At 69.4% G+C, this 18550-nt stretch carries 13 protein-coding genes and 1 pseudogene; 9 read left to right on the top strand and 5 right to left on the bottom strand.

The window, feature by feature from the left end; genetic code table 11:
* Positions 1-71: 71 nt before the first annotated feature.
* Positions 72-377 (top strand): DUF732 domain-containing protein, encoded by a 306-nt coding sequence (locus ACJH71_RS09385; protein ID WP_308484241.1) that lies wholly within the window; start codon positions 72-74, stop codon positions 375-377.
* A gap of 10 nt (positions 378-387) precedes the next feature.
* Here the strand turns inward: ACJH71_RS09385 and ACJH71_RS09380 are convergent, their stop codons facing one another.
* Positions 388-1620 carry a serine hydrolase domain-containing protein gene (locus ACJH71_RS09380; protein WP_406757747.1) on the bottom strand — a complete coding sequence of 411 codons (1233 nt, stop codon included), beginning with the start codon at positions 1618-1620 and terminating at the stop codon, positions 388-390.
* A 487-nt stretch (positions 1621-2107) separates the two neighbouring features.
* On the opposite strand from ACJH71_RS09380, the gene ACJH71_RS09375 reads away from it, so the two are divergent.
* A complete protein-coding gene (locus ACJH71_RS09375) occupies positions 2108-7093 on the top strand; it encodes a PE family protein (protein ID WP_406757746.1) in 4986 nt (1661 codons plus the stop codon).
* An 83-nt stretch (positions 7094-7176) separates the two neighbouring features.
* Here the strand turns inward: ACJH71_RS09375 and ACJH71_RS09370 are convergent, their stop codons facing one another.
* Positions 7177-8097, bottom strand: coding sequence for a class I SAM-dependent methyltransferase (locus tag ACJH71_RS09370; protein WP_406757745.1), 921 nt, complete (start codon positions 8095-8097; stop codon positions 7177-7179).
* A gap of 5 nt (positions 8098-8102) precedes the next feature.
* Positions 8103-9035 (bottom strand): class I SAM-dependent methyltransferase, encoded by a 933-nt coding sequence (locus ACJH71_RS09365; protein ID WP_406757744.1) that lies wholly within the window; start codon positions 9033-9035, stop codon positions 8103-8105.
* 316 nt (positions 9036-9351) lie between these two features.
* Here ACJH71_RS09365 and secY point away from each other — a divergent pair, with 316 nt between their 5' ends.
* The 7 genes from secY to ACJH71_RS09330 all read left to right on the top strand — a co-directional run bounded on the left by secY (position 9352) and on the right by ACJH71_RS09330 (position 15158).
* Entirely contained in the window at positions 9352-10680 is a 1329-nt protein-coding gene (gene secY / locus ACJH71_RS09360) for a preprotein translocase subunit SecY (protein ID WP_406757743.1), read from the top strand.
* Positions 10677-11228 (top strand): adenylate kinase, encoded by a 552-nt coding sequence (locus ACJH71_RS09355; protein WP_406757742.1) that lies wholly within the window; start codon positions 10677-10679, stop codon positions 11226-11228. Before secY ends, ACJH71_RS09355 begins: the two co-directional genes overlap by 4 nt.
* Complete coding sequence (gene map, locus ACJH71_RS09350) at positions 11228-12031, top strand: type I methionyl aminopeptidase (protein ID WP_406757741.1); 804 nt, start codon at positions 11228-11230, stop codon at positions 12029-12031. The genes ACJH71_RS09355 and map overlap by 1 nt, the downstream gene beginning before the upstream one ends.
* Positions 12032-12092: 61 nt before the next feature.
* Positions 12093-13325: an FAD-dependent oxidoreductase gene (locus ACJH71_RS09345; RefSeq protein WP_406757740.1), complete on the top strand. Its 1233-nt coding sequence runs from the start codon at positions 12093-12095 to the stop codon at positions 13323-13325.
* A gap of 82 nt (positions 13326-13407) precedes the next feature.
* A complete protein-coding gene (locus ACJH71_RS09340; protein ID WP_406757924.1) occupies positions 13408-13998 on the top strand; it encodes a DUF4389 domain-containing protein in 591 nt (196 codons plus the stop codon).
* A complete protein-coding gene (locus ACJH71_RS09335) occupies positions 13985-14671 on the top strand; it encodes a class I SAM-dependent methyltransferase (protein ID WP_406757739.1) in 687 nt (228 codons plus the stop codon). Before ACJH71_RS09340 ends, ACJH71_RS09335 begins: the two co-directional genes overlap by 14 nt.
* On the top strand, positions 14664-15158 hold the full coding sequence (locus tag ACJH71_RS09330) for a hypothetical protein (RefSeq protein WP_406757738.1): 495 nt from the start codon (positions 14664-14666) through the stop codon (positions 15156-15158). The genes ACJH71_RS09335 and ACJH71_RS09330 overlap by 8 nt, the downstream gene beginning before the upstream one ends.
* A gap of 9 nt (positions 15159-15167) precedes the next feature.
* Here ACJH71_RS09330 and ACJH71_RS09325 read toward each other — a convergent pair whose 3' ends face one another.
* Positions 15168-17666 carry an FtsX-like permease family protein gene (locus ACJH71_RS09325; RefSeq protein ID WP_406757737.1) on the bottom strand — a complete coding sequence of 833 codons (2499 nt, stop codon included), beginning with the start codon at positions 17664-17666 and terminating at the stop codon, positions 15168-15170.
* Positions 17667-17791: 125 nt separating this feature from the next.
* A pseudogene (locus ACJH71_RS09320) lies at positions 17792-18466 on the bottom strand (ABC transporter ATP-binding protein); the annotation flags it as partial.
* Positions 18467-18550 lie beyond the last annotated feature (84 nt).

Here is an 18550-nt window from a genome sequence, read left to right as displayed (position 1 = left end):
TCAACAATTCTCTTCGCGACAGTAAAAGCTCGGTAACACGTTTTTAACGGGTCCCGGCCATCCTTAGAGCCATGAAACGGTTACTGCTGCTGGCAGGTCTGAGCGCGATGGTCGGCCTGGCCGCTCCCGCCAACGCCGCGCCGACCGGTATCGATGGGCAGTTCCTGGCCACCTTGAACGGTGCCGGACTCAGTCACCGGGCCAACGACGATGCCACCGTCTCGGCCGGCCACGCCGTCTGCCAGCTGATGGACGCGGGACTGTCGCCGATGGACACCGTCGTGGCAGTGCAGACCACCAACCCGGGCTTCACCATTCAGACGGCCGGCCAGTTCGCCGCGATCTCCACGGCGCACTACTGCCCGCAGTACATGTAGTCCCGTTTCGCTAGGACTGCAGCCGGGCACCCAGCACGTCGCGGAACAACGCCTGGCGCAGTGCGAGTTCGCGAGGATCGCTGTAGAGGTGAAAACCCAGGCGGTTCATCACATACGAGTAGCCGATGCCGGTGTCGGGGTCGGCAAACCCGAAAGAGCCGCCGAAACCCGGTGTGCCATAAGCCTTGTCCGAGGAACCGAAGGCGGAGGCGAACGCCGGCTTGGACAGCCCCAGCGAGAACACCACGTCAACACCCAATACCTTGTCGCGTTCCCCGCGAGACGGCGGTGCCGGCATCGCGGTGAGTTCATCGTGTACGCCTGGGCTCAGGGGCAAGGTGGGATCCGCGGTGGCGGCGGCGCCATAGAGCCGGGCGATGGCGGAGGCGGTGCCGATTCCGTTGGACGAGGGCATCTCCACGGCTCGCACGTCATCGCGGTTGTAGTCGCCGTCCCACGGTTTGATATCCCTGGGCAGGTCGCTTGCCCGTGCCAGCAGCCCGAACGGGTTGAAGGACGCGGCCACCAGGGCCGCCGGCATCACGTTGAGGTGCAGTAGGGACTCGGCGCGCTTCCACTGGTGCAGCAACGCGACCTGATCGCGGGTCACCGAGGTCGGCAGGCCGATGTGCATGTTCAGCCCGAGAGGCCGGGCGATTTCCTCGGCGAGGAACCGTCCCAGGGTGCGGCCAGCCGGATCGGTTCGCCGGATGAGCTCGGATTCGTACCAGCCCAACGTGATCGCGTGATACCCGTGCCGGGTGCCCGGCGCCCAGAGCGGCTTCTGCGCGGCAAGCATGGGCGCCAGCCGGTTCGGGTCGGCGACATCGGCCAGGGCGGGTGCGGGTTTGAGTGCGCACAGGCCGGCCTGGTGGCCCAGCAGTTGGCGGACCGTGACCTCACCCTTGCCTGCCTGGGCGAACTCCGGCCAATGGGTTGCCACCTTGTCGTCGTAGCCGAACAGGCCCCGCGAGACCGCCAGCGCCACCGCCAGGGCCGCCACGCCCTTGGTGCTGGAGAAGACGTTGACCATGGTGTCCTGCTGCCATGGCTCGCGCGTAACCCCGTCGCGGTAGCCGCCCCACAGGTCCACGACTTTGACACCGTCGCGGTACACCGAGACCGCGGCGCCGACCTCACGGCCCGCAGCGAAGTTGGCCCGGAACGCATCGGCGACCTTGCCGTAGCCCACATCAACGTCGCCGCTGATCAGGTCGTGCGGAACCTTGACTTTGAGCACCATGGGGTGGTTATACCGCCGCCGGTCGCCTGGTTATCGCTGAATGGCGAAGTCAGGGCGCCGCGCCCGCACCGTCGCCACACCCCGGTAACCATCCCTGCACCACCGTGTCCGGGCGGTGCTCCGGGATCGGTATTTCGGTCGGTCAGTGCACGAGATTGTCCGATAGGGCCGTTAGTCATTTTTTTGGAGGGTCTTGCTATTTCAAATAGTGGAGTCCATACCTAAGCAATATTACCTAATCTGTGGTGGCAGTCACAAATGTACGCAATCCATGATGTCGCCCATATGACCCGCCTCTCAATTTCGGCTAATTCTCAGGTCAGTCATGGTTTATCGCGACACGAGCCTATGCGGAACCCTAAATTTCAATTCGTCGGGCCCGTCAAATTCGGCTAACTTGCAGCGCGAGTGGTCGCGTTACGGTTCGCGTTTTTCATGCTGAACCGGCGATTAATTAGGCAATGAATTCAGAAATTGAGAGGTCGGCATGAAACAGAGTCGTGACCGTCGGCAAGGTGGCCGTCCGGGTGGTGTGGGTCGGCGGGTAGCCGGCGCGGGTAGCGCAGTCGGTGCATTCCTGGCCTTCGGGGTGGGCCCGGTGGCAGGTGCTCCGTCAGCCAGTGCTGACTTCGACGACCTGTTCTCGCAGCCGATCCTGGAGATGTTCGACTCGTGGTCCGCGGGCTCAGACCTGTGGCTCGCCGGGTCGTCGGCCGACTTCCTGGACGGCCTCGAAGCGGGTGCCGCGTTCGACTCGAGCATCTTCGCCTTCGACCCGACCCAACCGTTGGGGCCATGGCTGGCGGAGATGGATCACCTGCTGTACACGGGATTCCAGAACTACGTCTACCTGCCGTTGTACGCCGTCAGCCAAGACCTGATGGGCTACGCCGAGCCGTTGCTCAACATCGTCAACCAGCCCTTCGTCGACCTGTTCGGTCGGGTGCTGATCGGTAACGGCATCGACGGCTTCGACGGCGTCAACGACTCGCTGCTGGGCAGCTCGGGACTCTTCGGCAACCTCGGCGACGGTGGGTTCTTGTTCGGCGACGGCGGCGCCGGGGTGGCCGGTGACGCCATCAATGCCGACGGCGGGTTCGGTGGAGCGGCCGGCCTGATTGGTAACGGTGGCGCCGGTGGCGCGGGACTCGACGGCATTGCCGGTGGCGACGCCGGTAGCGGCGGCGACGGCGGTGCGGGCGGCTGGCTGCTGGGCAACGGCGGCTTCGGTGGCGCCGGCGGCGTCGGTGGAATCGGCGGCGGCGCAGGTGGTTTGGGTGGCGCCGGCGGTGCAGCCATCTTCATCGGCAACGGTGGTGCCGGTGGCGCTGGTGGTGCCGGAGGTTTCGGGGGCGACGGAGCCGACGGGGCCACTTTCGGCGCGAGCGGTGACAACGGCGGCTTCGGCGGTATCGGCGGCAGTGGCGGTACCGGCGGCCGGGCGGGCTTGCTGTTCGGTGCCGCGGGCAATGGCGGCAATGGTGGGATCGGCGGCGACGGCGGTGCCGGCGGTGACGGTCAGAACGGTCTGCACGGCACCAATGCCGGAGGTGCCGGCGTGAGCAGTGGCCTGCCCGGTCAAGACGGCATGAACGCCGGCAACGGCGGCAACGGTGGCAACGGCGGCGCCGGTGGTAACGCCGGTAAGGGCGGCGCGGGCGGATTCCTCGGCATTCACCCGGCTGGTGCGTCCGGTGTGGCCGGGGCCGGCGGCAGCGCCGGTGACGCCGGCAATGCCGGTAACGGCGGCAATGGTGGCAACGGCGGCAACGACGGGACCGGCCTGTCCGCCGGCGACGGCGGTAACGGCGGTGCGGGCGGTGACCGTGGCATCGTCGGTGTCGCGGGCCTGGGCGGTCTGAACAGCGACGGCACCCGGGCCGCGTCCGGCGCGGACGGCGCGGTCGCCATCAGTGGTGGCAACGGTGGTCACGGCGGCAATGGCGGCCACGGCGGCGTGCTGGCCGACGGCCAGGGCCAAAACGGTGGTGCCGCCGGAAACGGTGGCGCCGCGGGCCGGATCGGCGACGGCGGTAACGGCGGTAACGGCGGCCATGGTGGCGACAGCGCCGCCGGGGCCGACGGGGCCAATTCCGGCGACGCCGGGGTGGACGGCAAGGTCGGCGGTTACGGCGGCAACGGTGGACACGGCGGTGCCGGCGGTCGCGATGCCGGGAACTCCGGCAACGGCGGCAACGGCGGCAACGGCGCGGATGGCGGCGACGGCGGCGCCGGTGCCAACGGTGCGGACGGGATCCTCCCCGGCCAAGACGGTCAGGACGGCGGCCGAGGCGGCAGCGGCGGTGACGGTGGCGCCGGCGGTAACGGTGGCAACGCGGGCGTCGTCTACAACGGCGTGGTCGGACTCAACGGCAACGGCGGCGACGCCGGTAACGGCGGCAACGCCAACACCCCCGGCAACGGCGGCAACGGCGCGGCCGGCAATGCCGAGAACCCCAACGGCGGCAAGGGCGGCAACGGTGGCGACCCCGGCACGGCGGGCAACGCCGGCGTCGCCGGCGTGCACGGCACCGGCGGCAACCCGGCCAGCGGCGTCGACGGGCTTGGTGGTGTGGCCGGGACCGGAGTGACCGGCATTCACGGCAACGGCGGTAACGGCGGCGCCGGCTATGACGCCTCGAGTGACCCGGACGCGGTTCCCGGTGCCGACGGCGGCGCCGGCGGGGCCGGCGGCCACGGTGGCCTGATCGGCAACGGCGGCAACGGCGCGGCCGGTGGTAGCGGTGCACTGGGCGCAATCGGTGCCGACGGTGACGTGCCCGGCGCATCCGGTGGTACCGGCGGTGCCGGTGGCGCTGGCGGCGCTGGCGGCGCCGGTGGTAACGGCGGCGCGAACGCCGGTAACGCCGGTAACGGCGGCAACGGCGGCGATGGCGCAACGGGTGGCAGCGGCGGTACCGGCCAGGACGGAGCAACCGGGGTGGCCGGCGTCGACGACGGCGCGGGCGGCGACGCCGGCGACGGCGGTAACGGCGGCGTGGGCGGAAATGGCGGTGTGGGCGGCAATGCCGGTACCGCGGCCAACGGCAACGGCGGCAGCAACGGTGACGGCGGGAACGCCGGTGACGGCGGGAACGCCGGGAACGCCGGCAACGGCGGAACCGGTGCCGCCGGTGACGCCGACAACCCCGACGGCGGCAAGGGCGGCGACGGCGGCAATCGCGGTGAGGCCGGTCTGGGCGGCACCGGTGCCGGACCCGGCACCGGTGGCGACGGCGGTACCGCCGGAAGCGACGGCGTTGCCGGCGCGGACGCCACCGCAGGCGGCAATGGCGGTACCGGCGGTCGCGGCTTCGACGCCACCGCCCCGGGAACCAACGGCGGCAACGGCGGTGCCGGCGGTAACGCCGGGGCCATCGGCACCGGTGGCGACGGCGGCGCGGGTGGTACCGGCGCCAACGGCCTGGCCGGTGTGACCGACGGCAACGGCAACGGCACCCTCGGCGGCGATGGCGGTCAGGGCGGCAATGGTGGCGCCGGCGGCGCGGGCGGCACCACCTCCGGTGACGCCGGAAACGGCGGTGTCGGCGGGGCCGGTGGCGTCGGCGGCATCGGCGGAAGCGGCGCCAACGGCACCGCTGGTATCGACGCCACCCTGCCCGGCGGCAACGGTACGGACGGCGGCGACGCCGGCAACGGCGGTGTCGGCGGCACGGGTGGCAGCGGCGGCAACGGTGGCGTCGGCGGCACTGCCACCGACGGTAAAGACGGGCATGCCGGCGATGGCGGTGTCGGTGGTGCGGGCGGTAACGCCGGTAACGCCGGCAACGGCGGTGTCGGTGGCGCCGGCCTAGGCGGCGGTGCCGGTGCGGAAGCCGGCAACGGTGGCGACGGTGGGGACGGCGGCGTGCGCGGCACGGCCGGGGCCGGCGGCCAGGGCGGCACCAGCGGCGACGGAACCACCCAGGCGGCCAACGGCTCCACGGGTGCCAATGCCACCGGCGGCGACGGCGGCGCCGGCGGCAAGGGTGGTGCGGCAACCAACGCGAACCAGACCGGCGGCGACGGCGGCAAGGGCGGCAACGCCGGCCCCGATGGCCGCGGCGGCAACGGCGGCGCTGGCGGCACTGGCTTCAACGGCGCCAACGGCACCAACTCCACGGACCCGAGCGTCGACGGCACCAACGGCGGCAACGGCACCGCCGGCGGCAACGGTGGCGCGGGCGGTCTCGGCGGCACCAACTCCGGCGTCGGCGGCAACGGTGGCGCCGGCGGTGCCGGCGGTAACGGCGGCCACGGCGGCCACGGCAGCAATGGCACCACCGGCGGCAACGGCACCAGCGCGAACCCGGACGGCGCGGCCGGCGGCGACGCCAGCAGCGGCGGTAACGGTGGCAACGGTGCTGCCGGCGGCAACGGCGGCGTGGCCGGTACCGGGGCCAATGGCAGCGGCACCGCTGGTGCCGGGGGCAAGGGCGGCAATGCCGGTAACGCCGGCAATGCCGGCAACGGAGGTAACGGCGGCGACGGGATCGCCACCAACACCACCGGGTCCGGTGCGCATGGCGGTCACGGCGGCAACGGCGGCGACGGTGGTGACCGTGGCACCGCAGGTACCGCGGGCACGGGCGGCACCGGCGGTAACGGGAGCCAAGCCGCGGACGGCAAAGCCGGGTCGACCGGCACCGGCGGTAACGGTGGGAACGGCGGCAAGGGCGCCGACGCGACCAGCACCGGCCAGTACGGCGGCAACGGCGGCAAGGGCGGCAACGCCGGCGCTGACGGAAACGGCGGTAACGGTGGAGACGCCGGTAAGGGCGCCAATGCCCCCACCGGCCCCGGCACGACCGGAGGAACCGGGGAGACCGGCACCGACGGCGATCAGTCCGGCAACCCCAACGGCGGCACCGGCGGTACCGGTGGCAACGGCACCGGGATCGGCGGCAAGGGCGGAAACGGTGGCACCGGTGGTACCGGCGCCGACGCCGGCAGTGCACCTGGCGAGTCGGCAGGTGCCGGTGGCACCGGTGGTACCGGCGGCAACGGCTCCAACGGCGCCGATGGTGGCTACGGCGGTAAGGGCGGCGACGGCGGCCTCGGCGGTAGCAACTCCGGCAACGGTGGTGACGGCGGCAAGGGTGGCGCCGGCGGCAACGGCAGCAGGGGCGGCGACGGTGGCGCCGGTGGTGCCGGTGCCAGCGGTGGTGACGGCAGTGAGTCGAACCCCAACGGTGGCGCCGGCGGTAACGGCGGCAGCGGCGGTAACGGCGGCAGCGGCGGAAACGCGGCCGGCGGCAACCTCGGTGGCAAGGGCGGTGCGGCGAACAACCCCAACGGCACCGGCGGCCAAGACGGTGGCAACGGCGCCGACGGCACTCCCGGCGGACCTGGAGCCGCCGGGCCGGGTGGCCCGGCCGGTGGCGGCGGCGCGGCTGCCGGCGGCGGCACCGCCGGTCCGCCTGGACTGCCCGGCGAGGGTGGCAAGGGCGGCGGGGTCATCCCCCCGAGCTGATAGCGGGGCCACCGCGCATCACGACTATGGCCGCCGGTCCTTCGGGCCCGGCGGCCATAGTCGTTGTGGTGGCGAAGAGCTGTTTAGAGCCGAATCGCCTCGACCGCAACCGAATTGCGCAGCCGCGCCACGATGTCACCGTCGGGGAAGGTGCGACCGTAGTCGGCGAACACGGTCTCTCGGCCACGCTCGCGTACCTGCCACCCACGCTCGCTCAGGTACGCACCCACCGGGTTCCGCTCGCCGGAGTACACCAGGCTGGTGATGTCGAGATCCAGCCCCTGGTCGGCGAAGCGCTGACCCAGCGACTGGTTCGAGCCGCTCAGCGCGGCCGCGCCGTCGGGGTGGTACTCGGTGGCCAACCGGCTGCCCGGAGCGCTGAGCGCGGTGATGTGGTCGAACAGCCGGTCCTGAGCCTCCGGAGGCAGGTAGATGAGCAGGCCCTCTGCGCTCCACGCGGTGGGCTTCGTTGCGTCAAAACCGCTGTCGCGCAACGCGGCCGGCCAGTCGTCACGCAGATCGACTGCGACGGCGCGGCGATCGGCGGTCGGCTGGGCTCCCAGGTCGCCCAGCGCGCGGGATTTGAACTCGATCACGTCCGGCTGGTCGATCTCGTAGACGATGCTGCCTTGCGGCCAATCCAGCCGGTAGGCCCTCGAATCCAGTCCGGCGGCCAGGATGACCGACTGCCGGACTCCGGCGTCAGCGGCCTGGCCGAAGAAGTCGTCGAAGAACCGGGTACGTACCGCCATCACGGCGGTCATCGGTTCGGCGGCGGACTTGGCCTCCGCGGCCACCGCGGGGTCCAGCGTGCCGTCGACCATCTTGGTGAAGAAGTCGATACCCACCGCACGCACCAGCGGCGCCGCGAACGGGTCGGAGATGATCGGCTGGGCTTCCGTGGTGGCCAGCGCGCGAGCGGCGGCGACCATGGTGGCGGTGGTACCCACGCTGGAGGCCAGGTCCCAGCGGTCCCCGGAAAAACGTGCGCCGGTGCGTTCCATATCCACTACCCCCGGACCGCGCTGATGTAGGCCAGCTTGCCGAAGCCGGGCTCTTGGTCGACATCCAGCGGTGGTAGGCCGTACTCGGCGAACAATGCGCCGACGTCGTGGCTGTCGACCCGCCAGTCGTGGCCGGCCAGATAGGTGCCGGCCTCGTTGCGGTCCCCGAAGTAGAGCAATTCGGCCATGTCGATGTCGACGCCGTGGCTGCGCATCCGTTCCGCAGACTCCTGCATGCGCCGGCGGGCCTGTTGTTCGGTGTCGGCGTCGAGGCCCGGGGTGCTCTCGGTGGCAATCCGGCTGCCTGGTGCGCTCAGCGCGGTGACGGTGTCCAGCAGCCGGTCCTGTGCGTCCGGTGGCAGGTAACCCAGCAGTCCCTCCGCGCTCCAGGCGGTCGGCAGGGCGGGGTCGAACCCCGCGGCGCGCAGCGCCACCGGCCAGTCATCGCGCAGGTCGATCGCGACGGTTCGCCGGTCGGCGGTGGGCTGGGCGCCCTGCTCGGCCAGCACCCGGGTCTTGAACTCGATCACTTCGGGCTGGTCGACCTCGTAGACAACGGTGCCGGCCGGCCAGTCCAGTCGGTAGGCGCGCGAGTCCAGTCCAGAGGCCAGGATGACCGCCTGGCGGATGCCGGCCGTACCTGCGTCGGTGAAGAAGTCATCGAAGAAGCGGGTGCGGGCCGCCATGTTGTCGGCCATCCGGGCCATATCCATCGGCGCCTGGTCGCCAAAGTCTTCCGGGGCGATCTCGCCACTGGCCAACCGGGTGAACAGGTCCAGGCCGACGGCGCGCACCAACGGTTCGGCGAACGGGTCGTTGATCAGGGGATGGTCGGCGCGGCTGGCGATCGCACGGCCTACGGCCACTCCGGTGGCGGTGATGCCCACGCTGGAGGCCAGGTCCCAGGTGTCTCCAGGAAATCGGCCGGTACTTGCCATGGTGCACACTCCTATCTATCTAGCTCTGCCGGCTGAACGGCGCCGGGAAGTTAGTTAGCGTATTTAACGAGCCATCGCTGACTGTACGCCGCTACGCTGATCGCACGCTGGCAGTGCCGCCAACGCCCGCCCGGCCCGCAGTGCGCAGCTGTTACTCTCGTAGACTGCTGACGCGCCTAGGACACGCGTGGCCCCGTCATGATTCGGCCGGCACGTGGACGCGAAAACGCAGGACTAACCCAGGACTAACCGGGGCTGGGACAGAACAGCCCATTGGAACGCCGCGACCGGACCTCGGCTGCGCAGGAGGAGAAGAGTGTTCTCGGCTTTCATCTCATCACTGCGGACGGTCGACCTGAGGCGCAAGATCTTGTTCGCGCTGGGCATCATCGTGGTGTACCGCCTGGGAGCCGCGATCCCGTCGCCCGGCGTCGACTACCAGAACGTGCAGCAGTGCATCAAGGAAGTCAGCGGTGGCGATGCCGCGCAGGTCTACTCGCTGATCAACCTGTTCTCCGGCGGCGCGCTGCTGCAGCTGACGGTGTTCGCCATCGGCGTGATGCCCTACATCACCGCCAGCATCATCGTGCAGCTGCTCACCGTGGTGATCCCGCGTTTCGAGGAGCTGCGTAAAGAAGGCCAGTCCGGCCAGAACAAGATGACGCAGTACACCCGTTATCTCACGGTCGCGCTGGCCGTTCTGCAGGCCACCAGCATCGTGGCGCTGGCCGCCAACGGTGGACTGTTGCAGACCTGCAGCTTGCGGCACGACATCATCTCCGACCACAGCATCTTCACCCTGATGGTCATCGTTCTGGTGATGACCTCCGGCGCGGTGCTGGTGATGTGGCTCGGTGAGCTCATCACCGAACGCGGCATCGGCAACGGCATGTCGCTGCTGATCTTCGTGGGTATCGCCGCCCGCATCCCGATCGAGGGCAAGACCATCCTCGACTCCCGCGGCGCCATGGTGTTCACCATGGTCTGCCTGGCGGCACTGGCCATCGTCGTCGGTGTGGTCTTCGTGGAGCAGGGCCAGCGCCGTATCCCGGTTCAGTACGCCAAGCGCATGGTGGGCCGGCGCATGTACGGCGGCACCTCGACCTACCTGCCGCTGAAGGTCAACCAGGCCGGTGTTATCCCGGTCATCTTCGCCTCGTCGCTGATCTACATTCCGCAGCTGATCACCCAGTTGGTCCACAGCGGCGGCGGCGCCGGCAACGGCTGGTGGGACAAGTTCGTCAGCACCTACCTGTCGGACCCGTCCAACTTCGTCTACATCGCCTTGTACTTCGGCCTGATCATCTTCTTCACGTACTTCTACGTGTCGATCACGTTCAACCCCGACGAGCGGGCTGACGAGATGAAGAAGTTCGGTGGCTTCATTCCAGGCATCCGGCCGGGACGCCCGACCGCGGACTATCTGCGCTACGTGCTCAGCCGGATCACCCTGCCTGGCTCGATCTACCTCGGCGTCATCTCGGTGCTGCCCAACCTGTTCCTGCACATGGGCAGCTCGGGCACCGTTCAGAACCTGCCCTTCGGCGGCACCGCGGTGCTGATCATGATCGGCGTCGGTCTGGACACGGTGAAGCAGATCGAGAGCCAGCTCATGCAGCGCAACTACGAAGGGTTCCTCAAGTGAGAGTCGTACTGCTGGGACCGCCGGGGGCAGGCAAGGGCACCCAGGCGGTGAAGCTCTCGGAGAAGCTGGGGGTCCCGCAGATCTCCACCGGTGACCTGTTCCGGCACAACATCGCCGAGGGCACCGAGCTGGGCAAGCAGGCCAAGCAGTACCTCGATGCGGGCGACTTGGTGCCGCCCGAGCTGACCAACGCGCTGGTCGAAGACCGGCTGGACCAGCCCGATGCCGCAGGCGGGTTCATCCTGGACGGCTACCCCCGCTCGGTAGAGCAGGCCGAGGCGCTGCACGCCATGCTGGAAAGCCGCCAGGCCAAACTGGACGCGGTGCTGGAGTTCCGGGTCACCGAGAGCGAACTGCTCAAGCGGCTCAAGGAACGTGGCCGCGCGGACGACACCGCCGAGGTCATCCACAACCGCATGATGGTCTACCGCGAGGAGACCACGCCGCTGCTGGACTACTACCAGGACGAGCACGACCTGCACGTCGTGGACGCGCTCGGCACGCTCGATGAGGTGTTCACCCGCGCCCTGAACGCCCTGGGAAAGTAGTGATCGGACTGCCGAAGCGGCGCAAAGCGGTGCCGCATCGCAGCCCGGGCGAGCTCGACGCGATGGCTGCGGCCGGCGCCGTCGTCGCCGCCGCACTGGCCGCGGTCCGCGAAGCGGCGGCCGTCGGCGTCTCGACCCTGCAACTGGACGAGATCGCCGAATCGGTGATCCGGGACGCCGGCGCCACGCCGTCGTTCCTGGGCTACCACGGATTCCCGGCGTCGATCTGCAGCTCGGTCAACGACCGGGTGGTGCACGGCATCCCGACGGCGGCCGAGGTGCTGGTGGCGGGCGATCTGGTGTCCATCGACTGCGGAGCGATCCTGGACGGCTGGCACGGCGACGCCGCGGTCACCTTCGGGATCGGGACGCTGAGCGCGGCCGACGAGAACCTCTCCGCGGCCACCCGGCAGGCGATGGAGGCCGGAATCGCCGCGATGGTGGTGGGCAACCGGCTCAGCGACGTTTCGCACGCCATCGAAATGGGTGCCCGGGCGGCGTCGACGGAGTTCAAGCGCTCGTTCGGCATCGTTGCCGGCTACGGCGGCCACGGCATCGGCCGTCAGATGCACATGGACCCCTTCCTGCCCAACGAGGGATCGCCGGGTCGCGGACCGCTGCTGGTGGCTGGCTCGGTGCTGGCCATCGAGCCGATGCTGACCCTGGGCACCGACCAGACCGTGATCCTCGAAGACGAGTGGACCGTCGTCACCGCCGACGGGTCACGCGCCGCGCACTGGGAGCACAGCGTCGCGGTGACCGAGGACGGGCCCAGAATTCTGACCAGCCCGGCCGCCGGCTGACCCGTAGGGAAATGAACCAAACTCCCCGCTGAACCGTGTCACCACGGTGAAGGTGCGAGCCTTGAACGCGCCATCAGCCTTGCGCATCCTCGTGGTCGGTGCGGGCGTGGCGGGGATTTCGCTTGCTCGCGGGCTGCTGCGTGACGGTCACGACGTCACCGTTTTCGAGCAGCGGCCACACCTTCAACCCGGCGGCGGTGCCGTGACCATCTGGTCCAACGGCGCGACGGTGTTGGGGCAGCTGGGCGTGGACATGGTGGGAGCCGGGCAGCCGTTGTCGGCGGTGCGGGTGATGACGTCCACGGGCCGCTCGCTCGCCACGCTCGACATGACCGCGATGGCGCGCGGGCTGGGCGCACCGGTTCGGATGGTTCCGCGCCGGGTTCTGCTGGAACGCCTGCTGGAGGACTTTCCGGCCGAACGCATCCGGTGCAATGCCCGCGTGGTGGGCGTGAGCGCTACCGAGGGCGAATCGCGAGTCGACTTCGACGACGGCAGCTCGATCAGTGGCGACCTGTTGATCGGTGCCGACGGGCTGCATTCGATGGTGCGGGACCTCACCGACGCGCCACCGGCCCAGCCGACCGGCTGGAGCAGCTGGCAGGGCCTGCTCGACCTCCCCGATGTTGTGGCGGACAAGCGGGTGGCCCTGATGATTGTCGGCAAGCGCGGAAACCTCGGCCTGTGGCCGGCCGGCGGATCCGAGCTGCAGTGGTGGTTTGACCTGCCGTGGTCACCGGACTTCGTTCGCCCGGCATCCCCGATCGACATGATCCGGCAACAGTTCGCCGGCTGGTCCGAACCCGTCGATCGGGTGCTCAGTGCCCTGACCGACGACGACCTGACGGGCTCGCCCTACCCGCATTATCGCCATCCGGTTCCCGGGGCAGGCCGGGGCGCGCTCACCCTGATCGGCGACGCGTCGCACACCATGCCGCCCACCATGGCGCAGGGGACCAACCAGGCGCTGCTCGACACCATGGTGCTGTGCAAGGCGCTGGCGGATCTCCGGCCGGAACCCTCGCACGGCGATCTGGCGCGCGCGCTGCGCTGGTACGAGAACACCCGACGCCGCAAAGTGGCCGCGGTGTCCCGGGTGACGGCGCTGCAGCTGTCCCACAGCGAGCTGGTGCTGCGGCCGGCGGCGTTCATCCCGGACCGATTGCACACCTGGGGGATGACCATGTTCCTGCGCTCGGTCAGTCATCGCCGGATGTCGGCCGAGATCAGCCGCGGACTCGGCCCAGCCGATATCAGCCACATCGCCGGCCGGACAACAGATCGCAGTCATTGAGGAGAGTGGGCCGATGTCACTTCCCGCGCGTGAAGACGTGGCCGCCCGCCCCGTCGCGCCGGCACCGGCCGGTCCGGTACGGGTGCGCGGTGAATACGACAGTCCCTCGCGCTGGCTCTGGCTGATCAAATGGTGCGTGCTGGCCACCCCGCACTACCCGATCCTGATCGCCCTGTATCTGGCCTACATTCCGATGACTCTCGTTGCCGGAGTGGCGATTGTGATCACCGGGCGATACCCGCGACCGATCTTCGACTTCAATGTGGGCGTGCTGCGCTGGTCATGGCGCGTCATGAATTACCGGTTCCCGATGAACAGCACCGACAGATTCCCACCGTTCACGCTGGCGTCTCGACCCGACTATCCGGCCGATCTGCAGGTCGACTATCCCGAACGGCTCGACCGCCGGGCGGTGCTGATCAAATGGTGGCTGTTGGGGTTGCCGCAGATCCTGATGTGCTGGGCACTGGAGCCTGCGCTGCAGTTGCTGTGCCTGATCACGGCGGTGGCGCTGTTGATCACCGGGACGATCCCGACCGGCATGTCGGACCTGCTGTTGGGCATCGTTCGGTGGCGTTACCGGGTGGCCGTCTACGTCTCTTTGATGAGTGACGTGTATCCGCTTTTCCGGCTGGATCAGGGCGAGCTGTGGGGAACCGATGGCGCGCCGTAATCCGCTGTTCCCGTACGTGTATCGACTCGGCATGCCGTTCTTCGACCGGCTGTTCTATCGCAGGTACCGACGGACGGCCATGAGCTACGCGATGGGCCGGTTGCTGATGATCGGCCTTGGTCCCGGAGCGGACCTGGTGTTTCTGCCGGCGGCGGTCACGTCGGTCGCGGCCATTGAGCCGGAGCCCGCGATGCGTCGGATGGCCGCCGCGATCGCCCGCCGCCACGGCATCACGGTGGATATCGTCGATGGGGTCGGGGAGTCGATTCCCTTCCCGGACAACAGTTTCGATTCGGTACATGTTGGGCTCGTGCTGTGCTCGGTCGACGACGTCGATGCCACTCTCGGTGAGATTCGCCGGGTGCTGGCCCCGGGGGGCCGGCTGGTGGTGCTCGAGCATGTCCGCGGCGATGGCGCGATGGGTCGATTCCAGGACCTGATCGCGAAGCCGTGGGCGTGGCTGGCATCCGGCTGCCGCCCGAACCGCCGGACCATCGACGCCATCGCCGCAGCAGGATTCGACACCACCGCTCTGTCGAGCATTCGACGTACACCGGTACCGCCGCCGTGCACACCGCAGCTGCAGGGGTTCGCCACTGTGCTGCGTCGTGAACCGGGTGGCAACAGCGTGGGCCTAGGTAATGTCGAGAGATTGGAGTCCCACCATGAGTAATACCGTTGCGAATCGGCGCCGGGCAGTGATAGCCGTCGGCGCGGCCGTGGCCACCGGGCTGGTCCCGTTGGCGTTCAGTGCCCCGGCCTATGCCGACGGGGGTTCTCGTGGCGCGAGTCCCGACCCTTGGTTCATCGGTGATCCCGGCGACCTGAGCGCTGTGCTGTTCGGGTCGGCCGATGATCCGGACTTCATCAGTAACACCACCGATTTCGGGTTGTTCACCCTCACCTCGGCTGGCGACCCATCGGACGACAACTACGTTGCGGTCGTCCTGCAAACCTCGCTGTTCACCAACATCCTTACGTCCGGAACCGACCCGGAGGACAATCTGGGGTTCGGGGCCGCGAGCATCGGGGTCGCCGGGGAGACGGTCAACACGTTCATCGTTCCGGACAATCCGGACCTGGATTTCACGTTCTCCCTGCCGTTCACCGATCCCTTCGCCGCGCTGTTCATTGACCTCATCGAGCTCGGCCTCGTCTGAGCCAGAACACTATTCGGAGGCGACCGCGTCGATGATGTTGAGTCGGGCGGCTCGTCGTGCGGGCGGCACCGAGCCGAGCAGGCTGATCGCCACCGCCCCCAGGGCATAGGCCGGTGCCACCGCGCTCGGCCGGAACGTGACGGTGAAATTCATGATCTCAGCACTGACCAGGCTGTAGAGCCACTGATCTGTCAGGCCGATCGCCAGCCCGATCAGGCCGCCGATCACCCCGATACCCACCGCTTCGGCCAGCACCATCTGCACGGTGAAGCGGCGGTTGGCGCCGATCGCCCGCAGCACGCCGATCTCGCGGCGCCGTTCGAGCACCGAGAGCGTCAACGTGGTGAACAACGCCACCGCGGCCACGAACACCACGATCAGCCACACCGCGTTGGCGATCACCATGCTCTGATGCAGTGGCGCCTCCAGGCCCGCCAGGGCGGCGCGTCCGTCGTAGACGTAGTTCGGCTCGGGGACCACTCGGCGGATGTCGGTGAGCAGCCGCGCCGGGTCCACATCGTCGCCGGCGATCACCTGCAGCGTGGTCACCGCCGGGCGATCGAACCAGGTGCGCAGTTGGTCGAGCCCGATCCCGACGGTCCCGATGACCGTCGAGAAGTAGGGAACCAGCGCCAGCACTGCGGCCTGCCGGGGACCGCGGGGTGTCTGCAGGTGCAGTTCGTCGCCGACCCGCACACCCAGGGTTGTGCCCAGGTTCTGTGACAGCACCACCCCCCGGCCGTCGAGCACGTCGCGGCGCGTCTGGTCGCCGAGCGCGCTAAACAGCGGATCGGCCGATCCGGGGGAGAATCCATCGAGCATCACCCGGGTGCCGCCGATCACCGCAAACCCGTAGGCGCCCGGGCAGACCCGGGCTACCCCCGGCAGCGCGGCCACCCGATCCTCCAGGCCCTGCGGCAGCGCGTCGGTGGGGAAGCTGTCCGGAGCGTTCGCGCTGACCCACACGTCGACTCCCGCGACGGGGGCGAAGATGGCGCGCGCCGAGGAGATCATGTCGTTGTCGGTCCCGGTGATCACCACGGTGGTCACCACGGCGATCAGTACGGTCATCACGGTCGCCCACACCCGCCGCGGTGCGCGCTCGATCGTTGCCGCCCCGACCGCGCCGACCGTTCCGAAGAGGCGGGCGGCTGTGGCAGCGGCGGCGACCAGGGATGCGGTCAATGCGAAACCGAGGGTGATCTCGGCGCAGAACACCGCGATCATCGCCGCCAGGGAGGTGGTGCCGCGGTGGCTGATGATGATCAGCAGTGACACCGCGATCACCGCGACGGCCGCGATCCCGCTCACCGTCCGCAGCCGACTGGGCACGGTGTCGGCGGCGGAAGCGCCGACGGGAGCCAATGCCTCGATCGGCGACACCTTGTAGACCTGTCGTGCGGCCATGGCCGCCGCGGTCACGCTGCTGAGTACTGTCGCCGCTATCGCCACCGGCAGGGCGTAGCCGGGCAGCCAGTACTCGACCCGGGCTTCGAGTCCCTGCGTGATGGCCGGCGGTAACCTCCGGATCGCCAAACGTCCCAGGAGGATTCCCAACACCGATCCGGCGGCACCGCCCAGCACGCCCAGGGCGGCGGCTTCACCGATCAAGTCGGCCACGATGGTGGAGCGTCGGCCCCCGATCGCTCGCAGTGTCGAGATGGCCGGACGGCGCTGGGCGATCGCCATGGTCATCGTGGTGTAGACCAGGAACGCTCCGACCACCAACGCAACCGCCGCGCCCATCAGCGCCATGTAGTTCATCAGCCGGACGCCGTCGCCGGCGCGGGTCGCCCGCATCCGTGGCTCGGCGACGATGGCTCGCCCGTTGACGGCGGAGGTCACCGCGGTGCGCACCGCGGCCGGGTCCGTTCCCGGCTTGGTGGTGATCAGAATCGAATCGAGCTGGCCGAGCCGCCCAGTGATGTGCTGCGCCAAGGCAAGCGGAGCCAGCACGTAGTTGCCGCCGTTGAGGTCGGCGAGATGTTTGCCGGTCAGTACCTGGGTCACGGTGACCCAGGTCGTGCCCAGCCGGAACCCGTCGCCGCGGCTATGGCCGACGCCCGGCCCGACCTGCACGCCGCCCGGTGTCCTCGATGGCCCCGGCGGCGGATGAGCCAGAGCGTCGGCCAACGCGCCGGCCAGGGCGACGCTGCTCGCATCCGCGCCGAACAACAGCATCGTCCCGGTGGCTGTGGGGGCAGCGGCCCGGATCAGCGGTGCCGCGGTGGCGACGCCGGGAACCCGGGCCACGTCGGCCGCCAGCGAGTCGGGAAATCCGGCGTCGGTGACACCGGACACCTCGAGTGCGGCGATCCCGGCGATCCCGTCGGAGAGCCGGTTCACCGAGCCGGTGATCGATCCGAAGATGCCCAGCACCGCAACCAAATACATGGCCGACACGGCCATCACAGTGATCGAGGCGACGGTGCGCCGCCGGTGCACGGCCAGTTCGCGCAGACTGAACAGTCGAAGCCGGCTGGCAGTGGCGGCTATTGCCGACGTCATCGCCGGACCGCGGCCCGCTCGTGGCGCGGCGACCCGTTGTGCCCGGCCTCGCCGCGCCCGCGATCGCCGGAGTCGTTGGGCGGCGACCCGCTGCGCCCGGCTTCGCCGCGCTGGCGATCGCCGCGGTCGGACCCGACCCGGCCGTCCTGCAGGCCGATCACTCGGTCGGTGGCCGCCGCGGCATCGCGGTCATGGGTCACCATCACCACCAGCCGGGCTCGGCCACCCTCGTGCGCCACCTCGGCAAGCAACCGCAAAATCGAAGCACCCGTGGCGGAATCGAGGTTGCCGGTTGGTTCGTCGGCGAGAATCAGGGACGGATTCATCATCAGGGCCCGCGCGATCGCGACGCGCTGCAACTGCCCGCCGGACAGCTCGGCCGGGCGGTGCTCGATCCGGTTACCGAGCCCGACCCGCTCCAGCAAGCCGATCGCGTCGTTCTTGACCCGGTCCAGTCGGCTGCCGTCGAGCAGCTTGGGCACGGCCACGTTCTCCCACGCCGACAGGGTCGGCAGCAGATTGAAGAACTGAAAGACGAAGCCCACCCGGTGCCGGCGAAACGCCGAAGCCTGCTCGTCCCCGAGTCGGCCGATCTCGGCGCCGTCGAAGATGATCGAACCGCTGTCGGGCGAGTCCAGTGCCCCGAGCAGGTGCAGCAGCGTGCTCTTCCCGGCGCCCGACGGACCGACGACCGACACGAACTGTCCGCCGGTGAGGTGCAGGTTGATCCGGTCGAGTGCTCGCACCCGTTGGCCGCCGATCCGGTACTCGCGCACGACGTCGCGCAGTTCGATGGTCAGCTCGCGCGGGCGCGACTGATCCGCGTGAAGACGAAGATCGGTGTGCAAGGGCGTCACTCCCTATCCGCGGGTTCTGACCCTTGA

It is taken from the genome of Mycobacterium sp. SMC-15 (assembly GCF_045310925.1).
Classification (GTDB): Bacteria; Actinomycetota; Actinomycetes; order Mycobacteriales; family Mycobacteriaceae; genus Mycobacterium.
This window is presented reverse-complemented; position numbering and strand designations above follow the sequence as displayed.